20 protein-coding genes are annotated in these 21,073 nt (G+C 39.8%); 4 read left to right on the top strand and 16 right to left on the bottom strand.

Features of this window, described 5'->3' with window-relative positions:
• The first annotated feature begins 57 nt into the window (after positions 1-57).
• On the top strand, positions 58-1,428 hold the full coding sequence (locus BLP54_RS09685) for an MATE family efflux transporter (protein WP_090169211.1): 1,371 nt from the start codon (positions 58-60) through the stop codon (positions 1,426-1,428).
• Positions 1,429-1,516: 88 nt separating this feature from the next.
• On the opposite strand, the gene BLP54_RS09680 is transcribed toward BLP54_RS09685, so the two are convergent.
• From BLP54_RS09680 to BLP54_RS09645, 10 genes are all read right to left on the bottom strand, one after another.
• Positions 1,517-2,806, bottom strand: coding sequence for a diguanylate cyclase (locus tag BLP54_RS09680; RefSeq protein WP_090169208.1), 1,290 nt, complete (start codon positions 2,804-2,806; stop codon positions 1,517-1,519).
• A gap of 42 nt (positions 2,807-2,848) precedes the next feature.
• Entirely contained in the window at positions 2,849-3,097 is a 249-nt protein-coding gene (locus BLP54_RS09675; RefSeq protein WP_090169206.1) for a hypothetical protein, read from the bottom strand.
• Positions 3,094-3,222, bottom strand: coding sequence for a hypothetical protein (locus tag BLP54_RS16245; protein WP_278335360.1), 129 nt, complete (start codon positions 3,220-3,222; stop codon positions 3,094-3,096). Before BLP54_RS16245 ends, BLP54_RS09675 begins: the two co-directional genes overlap by 4 nt.
• On the bottom strand, positions 3,219-3,899 hold the full coding sequence (locus BLP54_RS09670) for a hypothetical protein (protein ID WP_090169204.1): 681 nt from the start codon (positions 3,897-3,899) through the stop codon (positions 3,219-3,221). Before BLP54_RS09670 ends, BLP54_RS16245 begins: the two co-directional genes overlap by 4 nt.
• Before the next feature lie 138 nt (positions 3,900-4,037).
• The gene (locus BLP54_RS16240; RefSeq protein ID WP_255405335.1) at positions 4,038-4,172 is read right to left on the bottom strand and encodes a hypothetical protein; all 135 of its coding nucleotides are present in this window, start codon (positions 4,170-4,172) and stop codon (positions 4,038-4,040) included.
• A gap of 24 nt (positions 4,173-4,196) precedes the next feature.
• A complete protein-coding gene (locus BLP54_RS09665; protein ID WP_090169201.1) occupies positions 4,197-4,541 on the bottom strand; it encodes a hypothetical protein in 345 nt (114 codons plus the stop codon).
• Positions 4,542-4,928: 387 nt separating this feature from the next.
• The gene (locus tag BLP54_RS09660; RefSeq protein ID WP_072914978.1) at positions 4,929-5,960 is read right to left on the bottom strand and encodes an ABC transporter permease subunit; all 1,032 of its coding nucleotides are present in this window, start codon (positions 5,958-5,960) and stop codon (positions 4,929-4,931) included.
• Positions 5,960-7,024 carry an ABC transporter permease gene (locus tag BLP54_RS09655; protein ID WP_090169199.1) on the bottom strand — a complete coding sequence of 355 codons (1,065 nt, stop codon included), beginning with the start codon at positions 7,022-7,024 and terminating at the stop codon, positions 5,960-5,962. The genes BLP54_RS09660 and BLP54_RS09655 overlap by 1 nt, the downstream gene beginning before the upstream one ends.
• Positions 7,024-8,538, bottom strand: a complete 1,515-nt coding sequence (locus tag BLP54_RS09650; RefSeq protein ID WP_090169197.1) for a sugar ABC transporter ATP-binding protein — start codon at positions 8,536-8,538, stop codon at positions 7,024-7,026. Before BLP54_RS09650 ends, BLP54_RS09655 begins: the two co-directional genes overlap by 1 nt.
• Before the next feature lie 69 nt (positions 8,539-8,607).
• Positions 8,608-9,705: an ABC transporter substrate-binding protein gene (locus tag BLP54_RS09645; RefSeq protein WP_090169195.1), complete on the bottom strand. Its 1,098-nt coding sequence runs from the start codon at positions 9,703-9,705 to the stop codon at positions 8,608-8,610.
• A 348-nt stretch (positions 9,706-10,053) separates the two neighbouring features.
• Between BLP54_RS09645 and BLP54_RS09640 the strand changes: the two genes are divergently transcribed.
• A complete protein-coding gene (locus BLP54_RS09640; protein ID WP_090169193.1) occupies positions 10,054-11,016 on the top strand; it encodes a GntR family transcriptional regulator in 963 nt (320 codons plus the stop codon).
• A 7-nt stretch (positions 11,017-11,023) separates the two neighbouring features.
• On the opposite strand, the gene BLP54_RS09635 is transcribed toward BLP54_RS09640, so the two are convergent.
• The 6 genes from BLP54_RS09635 to BLP54_RS09610 all read right to left on the bottom strand — a co-directional run bounded on the left by BLP54_RS09635 (position 11,024) and on the right by BLP54_RS09610 (position 20,056).
• Positions 11,024-12,034: an ABC transporter substrate-binding protein gene (locus tag BLP54_RS09635; RefSeq protein WP_090169191.1), complete on the bottom strand. Its 1,011-nt coding sequence runs from the start codon at positions 12,032-12,034 to the stop codon at positions 11,024-11,026.
• Positions 12,027-13,472, bottom strand: coding sequence for a sensor histidine kinase (locus tag BLP54_RS09630; RefSeq protein WP_090169189.1), 1,446 nt, complete (start codon positions 13,470-13,472; stop codon positions 12,027-12,029). The genes BLP54_RS09635 and BLP54_RS09630 overlap by 8 nt, the downstream gene beginning before the upstream one ends.
• Positions 13,469-15,076 (bottom strand): response regulator transcription factor, encoded by a 1,608-nt coding sequence (locus tag BLP54_RS09625; RefSeq protein ID WP_090169188.1) that lies wholly within the window; start codon positions 15,074-15,076, stop codon positions 13,469-13,471. Before BLP54_RS09625 ends, BLP54_RS09630 begins: the two co-directional genes overlap by 4 nt.
• 39 nt (positions 15,077-15,115) lie before the next feature.
• Complete coding sequence (locus BLP54_RS09620) at positions 15,116-15,715, bottom strand: cytidylate kinase-like family protein (protein WP_090169186.1); 600 nt, start codon at positions 15,713-15,715, stop codon at positions 15,116-15,118.
• A 166-nt stretch (positions 15,716-15,881) separates the two neighbouring features.
• Entirely contained in the window at positions 15,882-17,231 is a 1,350-nt protein-coding gene (locus BLP54_RS09615; RefSeq protein WP_090169185.1) for an ArsB/NhaD family transporter, read from the bottom strand.
• 77 nt (positions 17,232-17,308) lie between these two features.
• Entirely contained in the window at positions 17,309-20,056 is a 2,748-nt protein-coding gene (locus tag BLP54_RS09610; protein ID WP_176754524.1) for a glycoside hydrolase family 3 C-terminal domain-containing protein, read from the bottom strand.
• Positions 20,057-20,205: 149 nt separating this feature from the next.
• Between BLP54_RS09610 and BLP54_RS09605 the strand changes: the two genes are divergently transcribed.
• Positions 20,206-20,382, top strand: a complete 177-nt coding sequence (locus tag BLP54_RS09605; RefSeq protein WP_090169181.1) for a methylenetetrahydrofolate reductase — start codon at positions 20,206-20,208, stop codon at positions 20,380-20,382.
• A gap of 40 nt (positions 20,383-20,422) precedes the next feature.
• Positions 20,423-21,061 carry a methylenetetrahydrofolate reductase gene (locus BLP54_RS09600; protein WP_242870678.1) on the top strand — a complete coding sequence of 213 codons (639 nt, stop codon included), beginning with the start codon at positions 20,423-20,425 and terminating at the stop codon, positions 21,059-21,061.
• The last annotated feature ends 12 nt before the right edge of the window (positions 21,062-21,073 follow it).

Below are 21,073 nucleotides of genomic sequence, written 5' to 3'. Positions count from 1 at the left end.
TATATAGAAGAAATACTATAATTATGTCTATCATTTATTTAGAAGGAAAATAATTTTATGAATCAATCGACAGCAATGAATCCACTTGGTACAGAGCCAGTTGGAACACTACTTAGAAAATTTGCAATACCTAGCATCATCGCCATGCTTGTAGGTTCACTCTACAACATGGTAGATCAGCTTTTCATCGGAAACTTTGTAGGACCTCTCGGAAATGGTGCTACAAACATCCAGTTCCCACTTTCAATACTTAATGTATCAATTGCTCTACTCTGTGGTATCGGTGCAGCTTCTACCTTCAACCTTGCAATGGGTCGTGGCGAGACAGAGAAAGCTGGCTATTATATAGGAAATGCTGTTTCACTTATGCTTATTGGTGGACTTGCTCTTTCCATTATTACAGAGCTTTTCCTTGAGCCAATTCTTTTAGGATGTGGTGCTACTGAAAACATTCTTCCATATGCTATGGAATATTCCAGAATCTGTGCTATTGGATACCCACTATTCATATTATCTGCCGGTGGTGCTCACATTGTAAGAGCTGACGGTAGCCCAAACATGACAATGGCAATCAACATGACTGGTGCCATCATCAACACCGTTTTAGATTTCCTTTTTGTAGCTGTATTTAAATGGGGTATGACTGGTGCTGCTGTTGCCACAATTATCGGACAGTGCATTTCCGGTATCATGGTGCTTGTTTACCTTACAAAATTTAAGACAGTCAAGCTTCACAAGGAACACTTCATTCCTAACCCAGCAATGATTGCAGCTGTCACCTCACTTGGTACTGCTCCATTTATCAATCAGATTGCTATGATGCTTGTTCAGATTACAATGAACCATGTAATGGGTCACTATGGTGCACAGTCAATCTATGGTTCAGATATTCCAATTACTTGCGCAGGAATCATTTCAAAGGTTAACGGAATCTGTTTCTCCTTTGTTATTGGTATTTCACAGGGCTTACAGCCAATCATCAGCTTTAACTATGGTGCAAAGCAGTATAAGCGAGTTAAAGATGCTCTTATACTTGCTTTAAAATTGGCTGCCTGCATCACCTTCACAAGCTGGGCATGCTTCCAGTTATTCCCACGCCAGATTGTTTCAATCTTCGGTTCAGGTGATGAGTTATACTTCCAGTTCTGTGAGAAGTACTTCAGAATTTTCCTCTTTGGAATTTGCAGTGCCTTCTTACAGCCTATTTCATCAAACTTCTTTACATCAATTGGAAAGCCATATAAAGGAATCTTCATGTCACTTACAAGACAGGTACTTTTCCTTGCACCACTTATCATCTTCTTACCTATGATATTTGGATTCAATGGAGTTCTTTACGCTGGACCAATCGCAGATGTATTATCCTTTACAATTTGTTTGATTCTTGTTAAGAAGGAATTTAATCATCCAGAATTTAAGAATATATAAAAAATAAGCCAATACTCCAAGTTTTACATGCTCCCGCAGGGCACCCTCCATACTCGCGCTTGCCTAGACTATGAGTATTGGCTTTTTCTTATTTACATACGATTTGGTCACGGCCGCCTTCCTTGGCTTCGTAAAGATTGCCATCGGCGCGGCTAAGAGCTTCATCCACTGTCTCGCCTGGTTCCAAGGCTGTAAGACCAAAACTCATGGTAATCTGACGGTCTGAATCTGGTACCCAAATGGTGCGAACCTCGTCCATAATAATCTCAAGCTCGCGTCGAGCTATGTCCAGCTCTCTATTTTCAAATATAAGAAGGAATTCCTCGCCACCCCAACGGGCCGCTATACCTTTCCCAACCATTCCAGCCTTTAACTTTCCAGCGACCTTCCTAAGAACATAATCACCCATCTCATGGCCGAAGGTATCATTAACCTTTTTAAAGAAATCAATATCTGATATACATACACAATATCGTATACCTGATTCTACTGAACGAACTCTAATTTCCTCCAGCTTCTTATCAGCATAACGTCTGTTGTTTAATCCTGTCAAAGCATCAAACTCAACAAGCGTCTGTATAGCTTTAGCCATTCGTTTTCCATCGTTGGCAAGATGCTTAATCTCATCATCCTCAAGCATAAGCTCTCTTGGCATATCCACATCGAAGTTGCCATCTGCCAAGGTGTTCATATACTTGTCCATCTTCCTGATTCTGCCTGCAAGCTTTCTATTGAAGTAGATCATTATGTAACCCATCAAAAATGCAGTCAAGCCACAGGTCACACAAATAGGAAAGATATATTGTAGAAGCTCCTGCTTAACTGATTCCTGAGAACGACTAACAGCAATCATTCCGTTAATGTCTCCTGTCTCAGAAAACAGCGGCATATAATAGGCGTAGCTTTTTCTATCGTATACGAGAACATTGCTATAAAATTTGCTGGCACCTTCCTCCAAAACTTCCTTCTTTACAATTACGGATGCACTGGTACCAATAGCTCTGTTCCCATCTGAATCTTTAAGTGTAGTAATCAAGCGAACATCATCATAAAAAACAGATATATCTATCTCAAGCATCTTGGCCAAATCATCAACCATGGTGTCCTCACCGTTGATACGCTGCTCACCCTTATACATTTCAGGGATTCCATCATCATCGGCATCCTCAGCCCAATAATCACCCACATAAACTTCTTTTAATACATACTGTGCCAGTTGTGCATCACGGATAAGCTCCTCTTTAGTCTTATTAGCAACAAGCTGATAAAGACCGCTGACACTTACTGAAATAATGATGATTGCCATCAATGTAAGTGGTATCAGGGTCATACGAAGCATTTGACTATTTAGACTGTTACTAAATTTTTTCTTCGCCATAGAACTGCCTCCGTGACCCTATTTTGCCACATTTTTATGTAATTATAGTGAACTAGACTCATCTACCACAAAGTTTGTGGTACCTACTATCTCACACTGACTGTTTTTTATGTCCTCAATACTCTCCGCACCTTCATAAAGTCTGTTACCGATGCTACATTCCAGGTATGTATTAAATGGATAAATATCGCTGTCAGTCAACTCATCTTCTGAATCCATAATCTCATTGAAGGTAACTGTATAATATGTAGTCACATCACCATGAACAGAATAATGAAGAGCATATATCAATCCAACTCTTCCGTATGCCTCTTCACCAGAATTGGCAATAACGCTACATTTATATCGGCTGCTTCCATAACATTGCTGTCAATATAAGTAATCAGTTCTAGCAAAGCCAGTTTTTCATCTGTCATAAGCACACCCACCTGCAGGTCTCATTTTTCCTGTCAGCAGTACAACTAGCATAACGTAAAACTATGTCCTCATACTTGTAACAGTCTCTTATATTTTTAGCATTCATATCTCTTGTAACTGGCTTGTCAAAACAATAGAAATTAACATCGTAAACTCTGGCATCCTCATAAATCTCATCGATTATGCTGTCCATTGTTTTTTCAATGTATGCCTTATCCGTATTCTCTATATAAATATTTACACTAAAAGCTTTTACATTGCCATCTGCATCCACACCTAACAGCTCTGTAAACATCTTGTGTGCCTGTCCCTGAAGAAGTGGCTCCAGCCTCTCTTCCATCTCCTGCTGCACACCAGGTGCCTTGAGTACCCACTGATAGCCATCCTTAAAACCTTTCCCATCTCGCTCCACAGTGAATGTATCAATGTCTGGATCATCTCCCTCTGCATAAGCATAAAGGCATCCATTATCTAGAAAAACCTTATTCTCTGGAACATATCCGTTATAGCAAAAGGTCTTCCCATATTTTTTATCCAGATATTGAAGCATCTCCTCTATAGCTGTTATACCAATACGGCCTGCAGAGTTAAGATCCTTCCATTCTGTAGGTAGATTTGCATTTTTTAATATTGAAATCTGTCTCTCATTAAGCTTTTGTTTATTTAGAAATCCCATAGTATATTCTCCTCAATACTAAAAATATTATTTCTCCATATTATCCAAAACAAGCTTAACGACAACCCAAATCACCGCAAGACATAAGGCAATCGCTGTTGTTTGAAATTCACTTATAAGCATTTTTAACCCTCACAATTATTCTTCTACCTGTTCCTTTTCCTTTGTTTCAGGATGATTTTTCTCATAAAGCTTCCCTAAAAATCCAAGCCCTGCTCCTAATAACACCGAGATTATTAATACATAATAACCTATAGAATTAAGTAAATTCATGTCCACCTATCTCCTTCAAAATCTTTATAATTCCATGCCGCTAAAATCTATAAGCTCTGCAAAGGTGTACACGATACTTACTGCGAAGGTATAAGGTATCCACCACATATTAGGAATCAAATTAAAATGAGCTGCCAAATGTAATAATGTAACTGCAGCCATAAATATTACAAACACAAGACTGTTAATCTTAAAGAACAAGCTGGTATTTACAAAATCATGGTTGTTCCATGCAAAAATTGTAAATGTAATCAGCAAAACAACAGCAATAAAGATGTCGTATTCATACACTGTAAGATATATATATCCAACCACCGCCCATATAAATTGTAGTAGCGCATTTGTTAATCCCTTTTTATATTTTTTCATTATGACATTCTCCATTTTTAGACTCTTTTCCAATTATTTCATATCTTACACAGATTATCAATTTCTATAGAAAAAAATAGGAGTGTTCACAAAAGGTTGTGCTCCTATTCTTTCAATTTTTGATTCATATAAAACATAAAAGAAAACAAAAAAAATGCCCCCTTGTTTTACATCGCGGAGCATTTACGATGGAATCAAAAAAATTTTGCAGGGTTAAGGATCCCTGCAGCAAAACAACAAGGTTTTACAGTTCATTAGTATATTATTTTTTTCAACAATATGCAATATAATGTGCAATAAAAATGCGAAAAAGCGGGCCAATACTTGATATTGGTCCGCCCTCCCGTGGATTTGAATTATGAAAATATGAATATGAAAAAGATCAGCTTATTTATTTCTCTGTGCCTTAACAAGTGCAAAGATTGACTGCAAAATGATGAATACACAAAGGAGAGCTGCTGTTGCAATGTTAGCCCAGCTTGAAAGAAGCTTTCCGTTTGTATTAACAAGTACTGTAATTGTACCGTTGATAAGAACACCAAAGAGTGAACCAATAACGTTACCTACACCACCTGTAAGAAGTGTACCACCAATAACTGCTGATGCAATTGCATCCATCTCAAGTCCCTTTGCCTGGTTAACTGAACCTGACATTGTGTTCAAGCAGTAAAGAATACCACCAATTGAGCAAAGGAATGAAGAAAGGATATGTGAAAGCATTCTTGTCTTCTTAACATTAAGACCCATCATAGTAGCTGATGTCTGGTTGCCACCTACTGCGTAAAGGTTACGTCCAAACTTTGTGTACTTGAGCATTAAGAAGATAAGTACAAGTACGATTAAAGCAATAAGTACTGTTGGTCTGATGTAAGGAGCAACAATCTTTCCATGCTTGTTTGCTTTTCCAAGGAACTCTGGAAGATTAATCTTTGAGTTAGCCCAAGCATAGAATAATGGGTTGTCTGCCTCTGTGATTGAAATCTGACCTGAACAGATAACTGCTGTCATACCTCTTGCGAAGAACATACCTGCCATTGTTACGATGAATGGCTGAATCTCAAGATATCCTACAAGGAAGCCCTGAACTGCACCAAATACCAAACCAATAACAAGAACAAGTATTACCATTGGAACTGCACCCATATGCCACTCTGTCATACCAAATACAAGAAGCATACAGTCCATAGCAATTACTGAACCAACTGAAATATCAATACCACCTGTAAGCATTACACAAGTCATACCACAGGTTACGCAGATAAGACCTGCGTTGTTGATAAGTACATTAAGAAAAGTCTGAAGATTTCCGAATCCCTTATCAGCATAAATTACACAACCAACTGCATACATGAAAACGAATAATGCAATTGTAATAAAAATAAGTACTGTATTTGAATCTAATTTCTTTTTTGTCTTCATTATGCTGCCTCCTTTACTACTGGCTGCTGAGCTCTTGAAGCTTTCTGAGCCTTTCTGGCAGCCATGTAAGCCTTAAATGCTGGAGCCTGCACAACTACAATAATAATAACGATGATTGCCTTAAATACTGGTGCCTTATCAGTTGAAACACCCATAGCAAGAAGTGTTGTTGTGATAGCCTGAATTGTGTAAGCACCGATGATTGAGCCTGCAAGATTAAACTTACCACCACCAAGTGAGTTACCACCAAGAGCAACTGCAAGGATAGCATCAAGCTCGTAGTTAAGACCAATGTTGTTTGAATCTGCAGAATAGATTCTTGATGAAGCAACGATACCTGCGATACCAGCACAAACGCCGCAAACTACATAGCAGATAAAGCAGATTACATCTGAATTAATTCCTGAAATTCTAGCTGCTCTTCCGTTGATACCAACAGACTGGATATAAAGACCAAGAGCTGTCTTCTTTAGAAGAACTGCAACAATTGCGATAACAATTGCAGCCACAAATACTGGGGTAGGAATTGGACATCCCGGTATAAAGTTGCCCAGATATTTGTATGGCTCATATCGTATATACGTAATCTGATTGTTGCAAAGAAGAAGTCCGATAGCACGCGCTGCTGTGAATAAAATCAAAGTAGCAACCATTGGCTGAATCTTAAGCTTTGCAACAAGTGCACCATTCATTGCACCGCTGACACCACCCATAAGTACACCAAAAAGCATACCTACAAGCATTGGAACTGCAAGTGTTGAAACTGAGTTGTTACCATAACCTGCAAGTAACATACAGCAACTACAAGCTGAAAGTGACATTACTGAACCAACTGAAATATCTGTACCAGCTGATACAGCAACTACTAATGTCTGACCTACTGCAAGAATCGCGATTTCTGATCCACGATTTAAAATATCAATTAATCTACCAAATAAAACACCGTTGTTGATACTGATTGCAAAAAAATCAGGTGACTTAATCAAGTTTATCAACAGTACCAATATCATACAGAAAATTGGCAAGAACAGTGGCTTTTTTGTAAGCTTTCTAAAATTCTCCATTATTCTCCACCTCCTGCGATAGCTGCCATGACTGATTCCTGAGTCATGTCTCCAGAAATTTCTCCAACCTGAGCGCCATCACGCATTACATACATTCTAGAACAGGTACGAAGCATCTCTTCAATTTCTGATGAGATGAATACGATACTCATTCCCTCTTCCTCAGCAAACTTTAATGCAAGCTTTTGGAATTCTGTCTTTGTACCGATATCGATACCTCTTGTTGGCTCATCTAAGATTAAGAAATCTGGATGTGTGCATAACCATCTTGCCAAGATTACTTTCTGTTGATTACCACCAGAAAGCTGGCTGATAGGAGTTTCTCTGGATGCTGTCTTTATCTGAAGCATGTCGATAAACTTATCAGCTATTTCAATTTGCTTTGACATTGGAATTTTTTTGAACATTCCATTTCTAGCCTGAAGGGCAAGGATAATATTCTCCCTAACTGAAAGATCACCGATACAACCATCCGCTTTTCTATCATCTGGAAGGTATCCCATTCCAGCCTTTATTGCATCAAGTGGCTCCTTAATATTTATCTCTTTACCATTTACTTTTAAAGTGCCTGTCTGAGCTTTATCTGCACCATAAATGCAGCGAACCATCTCCGAACGACCAGAGCCAAGAAGACCGGTAACACCAACAACTTCGCCCTTTTTAATCTGGAAATCAAATGGTTTAATAGTTCCTTTATGACTTAGATTCTTTGCATCAACAACAACATCTTCAGAAACATTTCCTGCTCCTTCTTTCTTAATTGCTGCCAGGTCATCGAAGTCTTTTCCTAACATTGCCGCAACAAGTTTGACACGTGGCATCTCTTCCACTGAGTACTCTCCTGCAAACTCTCCATTTCTAAGAACAGTGATTGTATCGCACACTGCGTATACCTGCTCAAGGAAATGTGTAACGAATATTATTCCAACTCCCTTTGTTTTAAGATCCTTCATAACCTTGAAGAGCTTTTCAACCTCGTTATCATCAAGTGATGATGTTGGCTCATCAAGAATAAGAACCTTACAATCCATATCTACAGCTCTTGCAATTGCTATCATCTGCTGAATTGCAAGAGAATAATTTTCAAGTGCAATAGTTACATCAATATTTAAATCAAGACCATCCATAATTTCCTTTGCACGCTTGTTCATTGCGCGCCAGTCGATGGTTCCTATTTTTGTTTTTGGCTCACGGCCAATAAATAAGTTTTCTGCTACTGTCAAGTTAGGGCAAAGGTTTACCTCCTGGTAAACTGTGGCAATTCCCTTTTCCTGTGCTTCCAATGTTGAGTGATTAATTACAGGACCCTCAACTCCAGCCACATGTATCTCGCCTGCATCGAGAGAATAAACGCCAGTCAACACCTTGATGAGTGTAGACTTACCAGCACCGTTTTCTCCCATTAGCGCATGTATCTCACCCTTTCTAAGAGTAAACTGTGCATGATCTAATGCTTTTACGCCTGGAAAGGATTTGGATATGTCGCGCATTGTAATCAGTAAATTTTCATCCATAATCTTTCTCCACTTTCTTTAAAAATAAGGGGAAGGCGATGGTCCTTCCCCCATAACAAAATCTAAATTTTAGTATGAAGCCTGTGAAGCTGCATCTGTTACCTGGATAAGGTCCTCTGTTACCTCGTCACCAGCGTTGTTTGTGTATGTGATTGACTTAAGAATGTCTTCTGCAACATACCATGGCTCTGTCATGAATGTCTGCTTTGCAACTGTCTCACCGTTCTTAAGAGCCTTAACGATGTCTGCACAGTAAGAACCCTGAAGTGGGTAGCACATGAAGTCTGCGTTGATATCACCAGACTGTACATACTCAAGACCAGCCTTGCAAGCATCGAAAGAAATAAGGATTACGTCCTTATCAACACCGTAAGAAACACCAGCTGCCTTCATAGCATCCATAGCACCGAAAGCTTCGTTATCGTTCTGGCAAACAACTACGTTGAACTTACCTGCATAAGACTTACAGTAAGACTCCATAACCTGCTGTCCACCGTCCTGTGTGAAGTCACCATCCTGAGAATCAAGGATTGTCCATCCCTCAGCATCTGCGTACTTCTTGAAACCATCTGTACGTCCGATCTGAGCTGAAGAACCATTAGAACCCTCGATAACAAGGATGTTAAGGTCTGTAATACCCTTAGCCTCTGCATATGCCTTTAACCAAGCACCTGATGCAAGACCTTCGTTCATGAACTCTGAACCTACCCATGAAACATACTTATCTGAATCTTCGATTGTTCTATCGATTACAATTACAGGAATACCAGCATCCTCACACTCTGTAAGAACTGTGTCCCAACCTGTTGAAACGATAGGATCGATTACGATGTAATCAACGTCGTTCTGGATGAACTGTCTAACTGCCTCAATCTGCTTAGCTGAATCGTTATCGCAGTCAACGAACTGTAAATCATATCCATTAGCCTCTGAGAAAGCATCTTGAACTGAATTTGTAGAAGCTGTTCTCCAATCTGACTCGTGTCCAACCTGTGCGAAACCAACAGTAATCTTTTCCCCGCTGTCTTCTGCTGTATCGCCAGCTTCCTCTGTTGTCTCAGCAGCTGTATCTGCTGATGTGTCTGCTGCTGTATCTGAGCTTCCACAAGCTACCATTGATGCAGCCATAAGTGCTGTGAGCATTCCTGCTACTATTCTTTTTTTCATAAGGTTATCTCCTTCCTTCTCCTGCCAGGCAACCTTTTTCCTGGCCCCTTTGTTTTTCTGATACTAATTTAGCATTATGAATTTTTTACAACAATGAAATAGAATCAAAAAGAAGGGTTTCTATTTTTGAGATAATACCAATTTTGCATTTTTGAGTTTTTTACATACCAATTTTACGTTTAACGGGATTCTTTCCAAAAAGTGTTGAATATTTTTTAATCGATATAAGATATTTTTATGATTGGTATGTTTTCAATTCCTACAAATTTCATACCAATTTTATCCTGATTATGCTAGAATCTTATGTAGACTCGTGGAAACTCTTTGAATAAAGGGGAATAATTTTTTATGGTTCCAAAATATATAGTTCTTAAAGAAAAAATAAATGAGGATATTTTATCAGATATTTATCCACTGGATTCAAAATTACCTACCGAAGTAGAGCTTGCTGAGAAATATAAGGTCAGTCGTTCTACTGTAAGACAGGCTTTGGAGCTATTGGTAAATGATGGTATTATCAGCAAACGTTGGGGAAGCGGAAACACAGTCATTTCCAAAAGTGATTCTTCTAAAAAGAAGACTGTCATGATTCTCATGCCAGAAATGAAATCTGCACAGGCTCAGTCTATTCTTGATGATCTTACCTCCACTTTATTGAAGGAAGGCTATGCAATAGAAGGTCACGAGACTCTTCAACAGTACTCTCTCGAGCGAGAGTATTTATCAACAATGCTGACAGATATATACAGTGGTCTTATCATCGCCCCTGCCCTTTCTGCGTTGCCATCCACCAACTCAGATTTGATTCATCTTTTACTGAAACGTCAGCTTCCTATTATCTTTTTAGAAGCAGCACCGACTGGTGTGTACAACGCCACTGTAGTAGCTTCCGACAACTACGGCCGAGGCTATCAAATGGCAAGACGCTTTATCAATTCTGGAAGAAAAAAACTTGGTGGAATATTTATCCACGACAGCGTTGCATCCATAGCAGCCTTTTCGGGTTATGTGGATGCCATAAGGGATGCAGGCCTTGCCATATGTGATTCCTGCTTCCTATGGTGCAACTCTGTGGACCCACAGGGAATCAACACCAGAAATGTCACCTTCATCAATAAATTTCTTAAGCATGCCTGCGAGGAGGCAGAGGTTATTTATCTAGATGATGAAAGAATTGGCACAGAGTGGCTCTTCCCTGTTAAGACGAATCAGCTTGAACTGAACAAGCCACTTGGCAAAGAGGCCGCAAAAAAATTTATCGAAATAAAAAAGAATGGCAACGCAACAGGCATTACCATTCCTTATCATTAAAATATAATTAGAATCTTCTTTTTTCTATTATTTCAGGTGCGAGGTTGTCAGCTGTAAAACATTCCTCATGAACGTATGTGATTTTTGGAACTGCATTTCCTTTTTCAAGGCGACTTATAAGATTATAGATGTAAGGGCCCTGAAGGGGATTGCATTCCACCTCCACACTGATGTGTCCGTTCATACATAGTACCATTGCCGAGTTCATGGCATCAAAGGATACTATTTTTATTCCTTCTTTATTTCCATATTTAACGCCAGCCTCATTCATTGCCTGAATGGCACCATAGGCTTCCTCATCATTTTCACAGTAAGCAACATCAATGTTTTCAGCACCAAGCTCCTCTATAGCCTGAGCCATTATTTCTCTACCCTTAGCCTTTGTAAATTCTCCACAATCCTGAGCCACAATATTCCAATTGCTATGTTCCTTAACTGCTTCTTCGATTGCCTTGGTTCTTCCCAACTGAGCTGAGGAACCAAGAGTTCCCTGGATATGAACAATATTTATCTGTCCATCCTCATCATCCTGTATATACTTTTCCAGATTCGAAACTGCACATTCTCCCTCGGCTGTAAAATCTGAGCCCACAAAAGCTGTGTAAAGGGATTCATTCTCTACAACAACATTTCTATCGCAAATAATAACTGGAATCCCTGCATCCTTTGCCTCGGACAAAACTGTATCCCATCCAGTCTCTACTATAGGACTAATAATTATGTAATCCACTCCCTGCTGGATAAAGGTACGAATATCCTTTATCTGATTATCCTGCTTCGAGCGGCCATCCTTGTAAATAAGCTTATAGCCTCTTTCTTCAGTAAAATTCTCTTTAACAGAATCTGTAAGAGCAACACGCCAGGTTGATTCTGCTCCTGGCTGGGAAAATCCCACCACTATCAGATTTCCATTATCTTCATCAAATTCTCCAAAAGCTGACTGAGAACCACAAGCCGTTATACTTATAGCCAGCATTACCGCCATTAAGGCGCTTATTTTTTTCTTAACCCTAAACATTTATTATCCCCTTTTCACTGCTCTCCACCTTTGGTATTACCGCTGTTATGGTGGTGCCTACCCCCTCAGAGCTTGATATCTTAAGACCATATTCGTCTCCGTATAAAAGCTGCATTCTCTGGTGAACAGTTCTAAGACCAAAGCCTATCTTCTCACCATTTTCAAGGGCATTTCTCAATTCCGCAAGACGCTCCTCACTCATGCCTGCGCCGTTATCCTTTACAGTAAGCTCGATAATATCTCCCAAGTCTACCGCGCTTACTTTAATTACTCCCTTTTCGCGCTGAAGCTTAATGCCATGGTAAATACTGTTTTCAACCAGTGGCTGTAATGTCAACTTTGGAATTGAATATCCATAAAGACTTTCTGGAATACTAACATCATAGTCCATACGATCCTGATATCTTGTTTTTTGGATGGAAAGATAACTCAGTACGTGCTTCTGCTCTTCCTCCAGTGTAATAACATCCTTGCCCCTGCTAAGACAGAATCTAAAGAAATCTGACAGGGCACTAACCATTTCGATACTATCCTGTTTTTTATCTGCCTCTATCAGCCAGATAATAGTATCCAATGTGTTGTATAAGAAATGCGGATTAATCTGGGCCTGCAAAAGCTCTAACTCCGCATGACGTTTTCTTCGTTCAGCCTTTTTATTCTCCTGGATGAGAGAATTAAGCTGACCAACCATTTCCTCAAAACCATCGGACAAGGTCTGAATCTCTACCGCCGTGGCTTCAACAGGAATATGCTGTTCAAAATCCCCCCTCTGAATATCCTTTACACGATTGGTAAGCTTGGTAAGAGGTGAATTGATTTGCTCAGTAAGATGTGAGGTATACACAGCAATTGTCACTATCAAAACTACAAACAGACCAAAAATACCAAGTATCACATACTGCAACTGCTCAGTGATTTCATTCTGCAGCTGGCTCAGATGTGCAGACTCATAATACAGATAATCATACATATAGCTCTGAATCAGCTCGGTCAAAATATAAATATTATTTTCCAGCTGAGTCATGCCCTCATCATAGGAACCTGCATTATCGATTTCATCCATGCGAAGCTCCAGAGTCACACACAAATCACGAACTGATTCTATAGCCTCGATGCTTTTCTTCTGAGTAGTGTGTAACAGTAAGGTATCTGCCAGTTCTCTGGCGCGTTCTACCTCGTCCACAGGCTTTCCTTCAGAATAGGCACTGTCACTTACGTAATAAAACATCTTCAAATCAACATCATTTTTGAAGTTCTGACTGAAGGCTGATGCAGAAGTAACATTCTGCAGAATAGTCCTATACTGAATGGAATACCAACACAAAACACCTATGAGAACGGCTACAACTATACTCATGGGAACAAGGGTAACTGCTATAAGTCTTCTGAGCATGTTGCTGGTGGTAGACTTTTTCATAAATGCAGTATTCACTCTCATGCGCCCTGCCCCTTTGCTCTGAATTCCTTAGGGCTAAGGCCATAAGTCTTTTTGAAGATGTAACTGAAATAATGTGGATCCTTGTAACCCACCTGCTCAGCAATTGCCTGAGATTTCTCTCCGGTAGTAAGAAGCATATTCTTGGCATGCTCCATACGCTTTGCTGTCATGTATTCCACGAAGGTTGTTTTATTCTCTCTTGAGAACATTGCGCTCAGGTAGCTTGGAGAAATATTAACCTCCTTAGCCACTTCATTTAAGCTAAGATTGCTATCTGCGTAATGCTCATCCACATACTTAATAGCAGCAGAAAGCTGTGATTTAGACTGTGTGCCTACTACGTTTTTACGTTTTGAAATGGCAATGGCAAACATGCGCTCCACCAATTCCATTACAGTCTCTGGCTCCACATTTTCTATGGAAGCTCTGGTATTTGTTTCAAGGGCTGTAGATGGGTCCATCGAAAGCTTACGTAAATAATCGCATACGCACATGTACATAGTCATAGCAAAATACTTGCTAAACAAAACAGACTTCATAGCATTCTTCGTCTGCTTATTTATAAGATTTCCAAGGAATCCCTGTATCTCGGATTCCTCTGCATTTTCCAAAAACAACATAACCAGTCGCTGGTCGATGGTTGCTGTATCGCTTTCCTCATTATTGTTTCTAATGGTTTCAATATCTAAATCTGTAAATATATGACCTGATGGATTCATGTATCGGCAGCTAAGTCTCTTATTTGCAATCTGACATGCTTTAGAGAATTCGGAGAATCTCGTAATAGGTCCACTTTCAGCAAGATACCAATTAATCTCATCCTCATAAACCATACATCGACGCTGTATGTTTTCGATGAGTGTTGTAGTATGACTTGCTATTGTGTCCACATCTCCCTTTACAATAATCGCATAGGTATCCATGTTCCAGTGGAACACAATATATTCCGGACAGCACTTCAAAAACTGCATCAGCTGCTCTGAAAGACGAGCCATGTATTTTGAATATACAGGCGCTGCTGCCACCTCTGTCATAGGTGAAAAATCAAGAAGCACAAGATTATAGTTTGTGGCATCAAGAGAAAGCCCCAGCTCCTCAGATTTCTCATAAACCTCTGAGACAGACATGGCGCCGCTTACAAGCTGATTAAAGAATCTTACTCTAGCGAACTGTTCGTACTCCTGACTTTCTGCTTTGAATTGCTCTAGATAATTATCTTTCTCATTTTCTTTATCCAGCTTGGCCTTAGCATCTGCCATAACCTCCTTCAGCTTATCCTTAGTGATAGGCTTTAACAGGTAATTGTCTACACCAATGCTTATTGCCTCCTGGGCATAAGAAAAATCATCGAAGCCACTAATAATTATTATTCTTGTATTAGGTAACTCCTTCTTAATCATTTTAGATAAGGCTATGCCATCCATAAAAGGCATTCTAATATCTGTAATTAGAACGTCCGGCTTAGTCTGTCTGATAAGTGGCAATGCCATCTCTCCATCAGCTGCATCTCCTACATAAGCGAAACCATACTGTTCCCATGGAAAGCTGGCCTTTAACCCGTCGCGGATCACAATTTCATCCTCGACCAAAAATACACTATACATTATTCCCCAAAATCCTTCTAAAACTTACTAAAACTAATACTACTTCTCTTTTTCTTTCAGGTATTCTGAAATCAGGTGATACAGGCCCTCCGCAGTAGCCTCTACACCCATCAAAGAACTGTTAACGCAGAAATCATATCCTCTGCTATCGCCCCATTTCATCTTAGAGTAATAGTTGTGATATGCCTTTCTCTTTTTGTCGTGACGGAACATCTTCGCCTTTGCCTCAAGCTTATTGAGCTTGTACAGGCGGCTGATACGCTCAACCTTGGCATCCTCCTCACCTCTGACAAAAATAGAAATCAATGCTGGATTGTCACGCAAAACATTCTCTGCGCATCGTCCAACTACCACGAAGCTCTCTCCTGATGCTGCTTTCTCTCTTATGAAATTGAACTGAAGCTGTGCAATGGAATCCTGAACAGAAGAAGAATGGCCTCTGACAGTACGGTGAAGACCCTGACGCTTCATCTCTTCATGCTTGTACAGATTTTCAGCATCAATGCCGTTTTTCTCTGCCCACTGATCCAACATGTTTCGATCATACATAGGAACATTGAAACGCTCTGCCAAAATTGAAGCGATGTAGTGTCCGCCACTGCCGTACTCTCTACCTACTGAAATGATAAACTGCCCCATAAACTAACCCCCTTCAGTATTTTGTTAATTTTATTTTATATGATTCACTAAATAAATTAAAGCCCCCAGTTACGCTCTCAAGCCTAAGATATTACTCCGCTCAGCTGAAGAAAGCTTCGCTTGAGTAACACTTAGAGATTGATAGCTACTGGTGGCTTTATAAATTCTATAAGTATCTTAAATAAATATTAAGCATTGATACGACAATTACAATGATGGTGCCTGGTACGAGCTCCTTGCAGTAGGTTGCCCAGCTGATAGGATAACCTTCTTTACCTGCAGTAGAGATACCAACTACGTTAGCTGAAGCTCCGATAGGAGTCATGCTTCCACCGATATCTGTACCAACAGCAAGTGTCCATGCCATTGTCGAAAGATCTACACCTGTAGTCTGTGCCAAAGCATTGATAACAGGAATCATAGTAGCTGAGAATGGAATGTTATCAATGAAGGCTGATGCGACTGCACTTACCCAAAGTATGATGGCAATCATAACGTGTGCATTACCACCTGAAATCTTTGCGATAACATTTGCGATAGTAACAAGTACGCCTGTCTCCTCGAGACCACCAACTACAACAAAAAGTCCGATGAAGAAAAACAGAGTCTCATAATCAACTCTTGTGATAAGCTCTTTGAATCTCTTTCTTCCTGCACAAAGTGTGATGATAGCTACAAACACACCGATGAATGCAACAGTAAGACCTGTCATAGCATGTGTAATAAGAAGACCTACTGCTATGGCAAAAATAACTACGCTCCAGAAGAACATCTTCTTATCATTAATCTTAATATCCACATCGATTGTGCTAGGGTCTACCTTGTCCGCTGGATTCTGAAGACGATTACGCATTGTAAAGTAAAAATAGATGATGATAATCACAAGGGACACTGCAGCAAGGGCTCCTGTATTCATTACGAAATCTGCAAAGGAATATCCAAGAGATGTACCGATAATAATGTTTGGTGGATCACCGCACATTGTGGCACTACCACCGAGGTTTGCACAGAAAATCTCCGCCATGATAACTGGCACTGGATTAAACTTTAATGTACGTGCCAAACGGATTGTAACTGCTGCAAGGAACAGAATAACTGTGATTGAATCAATAAACATAGCAAGTACAGATGATAGTACCATGAATGCTACGAAAATCTTTCTAGGCTCAAAATTTGCAAGCTTTGCAATCTTGAGACAAAGCCAATCAAAGAAGCCTGCCGCAGCCATACCTTCTACCATTACCATCATGCCCCAAAGGAAAATGATAGTAGCCCAGTTGATACCTGAAGTCTGCTCAGCAGCCTCTCCTGCTGAATACCAAAAACTAGTTTTAAAAATGTTCTTAAATGCTAACGTATTTACGAATGCATGAGCGTCTCTCATACCAATACCAAATACAAAAATACTGGTAAGAGCAGCACAGCCCAATGTCACATAATGCTTTGGAAATCTATCCCATACGATTAGTACGAACATAGCCAAAAAAATGACTATAGCAAATATTTCTGCTAACATAAAAACTCCCTTCATATACTTTATTTTTCCAACATATTGTATACGAAGAGAGTTTGATTTTGAATAAACATTTTGCACTAAATGTTTGCGTTTTCTATTAATTTTTTCATCGATGCAGTATTTTTGTATTCCTCTAACAAATGAATAGCCGCCTGCTGCAAATCGCCAAGTGCAAGATATGGTCCACGATTAAATCCTTTATAGGTAATCTGCCTTGTTCCATCCGCTTGCTCTTTAATCTTACATAGACCTTCTTTTTGTAATTCGATTGCCTTCTCGCTAACCTTCTTTCCCGGTTCAACAATAGTAGTTACACGGGCATCACCCTTTTTATCCAACTTGAAAGAACCCCATTTTTCATATCTAATCATTGGCATTCCATAAAGATGTGCTCGTTCGACAACAGAGACATAACCATCTGGCTCAAAGGTTGGAGATACATTCATCATAGATTCCAAAAGCTTGTCTGGATCATAACCTGGCATAATCAAATCGCAGCCAGCATGAATATCCTCGCCCTTATCTGACATTGAGCCCCAGTCGGACATGATAAATCCGTTAAAGCCCCAGTCAACTCTTGCTATATCAGTAATAAGTCCCTTTTGAGATGAGGTGAACTTGCCATTTATCCTGTTTCCAGAAGTTAAAAATCCTGCAGGCTTTATTATGCTTACACATGCAGAAAATGGTCTTAAGTAAATTTCTGCAAAGGCTCTTCTTGTAAGGTTAATATCTGCATCCCATGTAAAGGTCTCCTGATTGGTGGTTACGAGATTTTTTAATATGACATTTCTGCCCTCATATCTCTTTACACCCATGATAAAGCCTGCACCAAGAACACCTGATAATGCAGGATCCTCAGAATAGAATTCAAAGCTTCTGCACCACATAGGATTTCGATTTACATTTAAAAATGGAGCAAGACAATAATCAATATCATATTCCTCCATCTCACGGCCATAGGCGCGGCCCATTCTAACCATGGCACTCATATCCCAGGTCTGTGCCATATTCATAGGTGATGGAAAACAGGTACATGGAATACCAACTATTCTTAGTCCAGATGGACCATCCGCGAAATTAACTCTTGGAATACCCAAGGTAGTCTCAAACTGATTAGTGGATTTAGCGGCGATATCAATCTTCTTGTCATCAATATTAAATTTGAAACCAAATCTACTGTCGTTATCAAGTTTCGATTCTTCCACAGAACCAATTACGATTCGCGCTAAAATTTCTGGTGATAGTGAAGCGACAAACTCCTCCATTGTAACCTTGCCCTTAACCACATCAATAAACGTAGCGCTTCCGCAAGGCTTCACCTTTTCGATTTTCTCATAAGCCCTGAAAGGAATATCGTAGGCATTATTGTTAACATATGAGAGATAATTGCTACCCTCGGTGACATAGGTAGTAAATTCATCCTGTGGCACAACGTCTCTGTTCAAGGAATTGTAATCGTCACCTGACAGGGATGCCACAAGTATGTATCCTGTCTCCTCTTCCTTTCGTGGAGGTGGTGTAAGATAATTTCCAAAATCACGCTTCTCGACAAACTGAGTAACCTTCTTCAAGATAGTTGTTTTGTCCAAAACCATCTTTGCACAAATCTTTGTATCTCGAGAATCGCTTCCCAATCTGAATATATAATCGCCCTCCTCCATAAGGAATAGAGATTCTTCCTCATCGAAGGAAGTAAGCGCCATCATTGGAATCTTTACAGTTACTTCCTCTGATTCACCTGGCTTTATCTTACCAGTCTTTCCAAAGCCGCAAAGTACCTGGTATGGTTTATCAAGCTTGCCATCTGGAAGAGTGCAATATACCTGAACCACCTGTCGACCAGCGCAGTCTCCAGTATTTGTCACCTTCACTCTCATCATTATTGATATCCAGCTTGCCTCGAAATATTCAAGGTTCATATCAAAGCTGGTATAACTCAAACCGAAGCCAAATGGATACAACGGCGTGATATCAAAGGCATCAAAATAACGATATCCTACATAGACACCTTCTTTATAGTCTATTGAGTTTTCCCTGACTGCCTTCGTGGTTGCAGAATGATTGTAGCAGGTTGAATAATCCTTGAATTTCTTCGCCCATGTACAGGTCAGACGTCCACTTGGGTTCACTGCTCCCGTTAGAACATCTGCAAGGGAATTTCCCGCTTCCATGCCAGGAACTCCCATAAGGATAATACCCTTTACGCTTTTCATTCTTGCAACAGCTGCAATCTCTAAAGCATTGGAATTTAATACCAGAATTACATTCTTGAAGGATGATGCTATACGATTAATATTATCCATCTCCTCAGGAGAAAACTGATATGTTTTATTATTCTCAAAAAATTGAGGATCATCTATAAAAGGTCTTCTGGCTACATATACACATGTATCAGTTCCAAGAATAGCTTCTGCCATATCAGCCTCTGAAATTGGAACCTCAGGTGAAAGCATTTTCATTCCGCCAAACATAATATTCACCCGATTTTTCGAATCTGAATACTCACGTTCAGCCTGCTTCACAGCCTTTTCCATCTTGTTCAGCCAGCTATCGGTGCTAAACGTAAATCCGTTATTTTCGAGGCCATCCCTGACGTTTACATTTTTATCTGTGTAAACTCGGTTGTAAAAAATGCCGCAAAAAAGAGTGTCAACAGCCCCTGATCCAAATAACGCAATCTTACCTCGCTGAATAGGAAGAATGCCATTATTTTTCAGCAATACCATACTGTCGGCACCAAGTTGGCGGACTAAGTCCCTGTGTTCAGGAAACGCCATTTTTCCACCCTTAGTAATTATTCCCCTCAATTGTCTTAGGTTCATCTTCAAGTACTCCTTAGCAATTACATAACCCCGAAAAATCCCTCCCCAGAAATCTTTCATTTAGACAAATTATATGATAATATTTTTTTATTTAAAAAATGTGAAAAAAAGTGATTTTTGCGCATTTTAAAAGGATTAAGGAGGTCTGCATGTTTAAAGATATGTTTGAGAGAGATTCATCTCTTTCCTTTGAAGTATTCCCGCCTAAAAAAGATGATGAATTTGAAAACTGCTACAAGGTTCTGGATTCTCTTGCTGAAATCAATCCAGATTTCATCAGTGTAACCTACGGTGCTGGCGGCAGTCGTTCCAAAAAAAACCGTTGATATTGCTTCGTATATACAGAATCAACTAAAGATAGATGCCATGGCACACATGACCTGTGTAGGCTCAACTGAAGAAGATATTTTAGCTGTCACAAAGGATCTCGAGGCTGTTGGCGTCAATCACGTTCTTGCCCTTCGCGGAGATAAGCCACGAGATATGTCAGATGAACAATTTGAGCAGCGAATCTTTCCTCATGCAACCGACCTAATACATTTTATTAATCAAAATACTAATTTAATTGTATCAGCATCTTGTTACCCTGAAAAGCATCCAGAAGCAATTTCCATGGATTCTGATATAGCTTTTATGAAAATGAAGCAGGATATGGGCGCTGAGATGTTTATCTCACAGCTCTTCTTCGACAATTCGGATTTTTACAGATTCATTGAACGTGCCCGTCGCGCTGAGATTACAGTACCTATCGTAGCTGGAATCATGCCTATTACCTCTGCTAAGCAGATTGGCTCTACGGTTACTCTTGCTGGTTCCTCTGTTCCAAAGAAGCTTGCCGATATCTGTGCAAAATACGGAGAGTCGCCAGAGGATATGCGCAAGGCTGGTATCGCATATGCGATAGACCAAATCAATGACTTGAAGCGCTGCGGAATGGGACACATTCACATCTACTGTATGAACAAACCTAAAATGACAAAAGAAATCTGTGAAGGTATATGTTAAAATATAATCATT

It is taken from the genome of Pseudobutyrivibrio sp. 49, assembly GCF_900100545.1.
In the GTDB taxonomy this organism is placed as follows: Bacteria; Bacillota; Clostridia; order Lachnospirales; family Lachnospiraceae; genus Pseudobutyrivibrio.
Note: the sequence above shows the minus strand (reverse complement) of the source record. Positions and strands in the feature narration are given on the sequence as shown.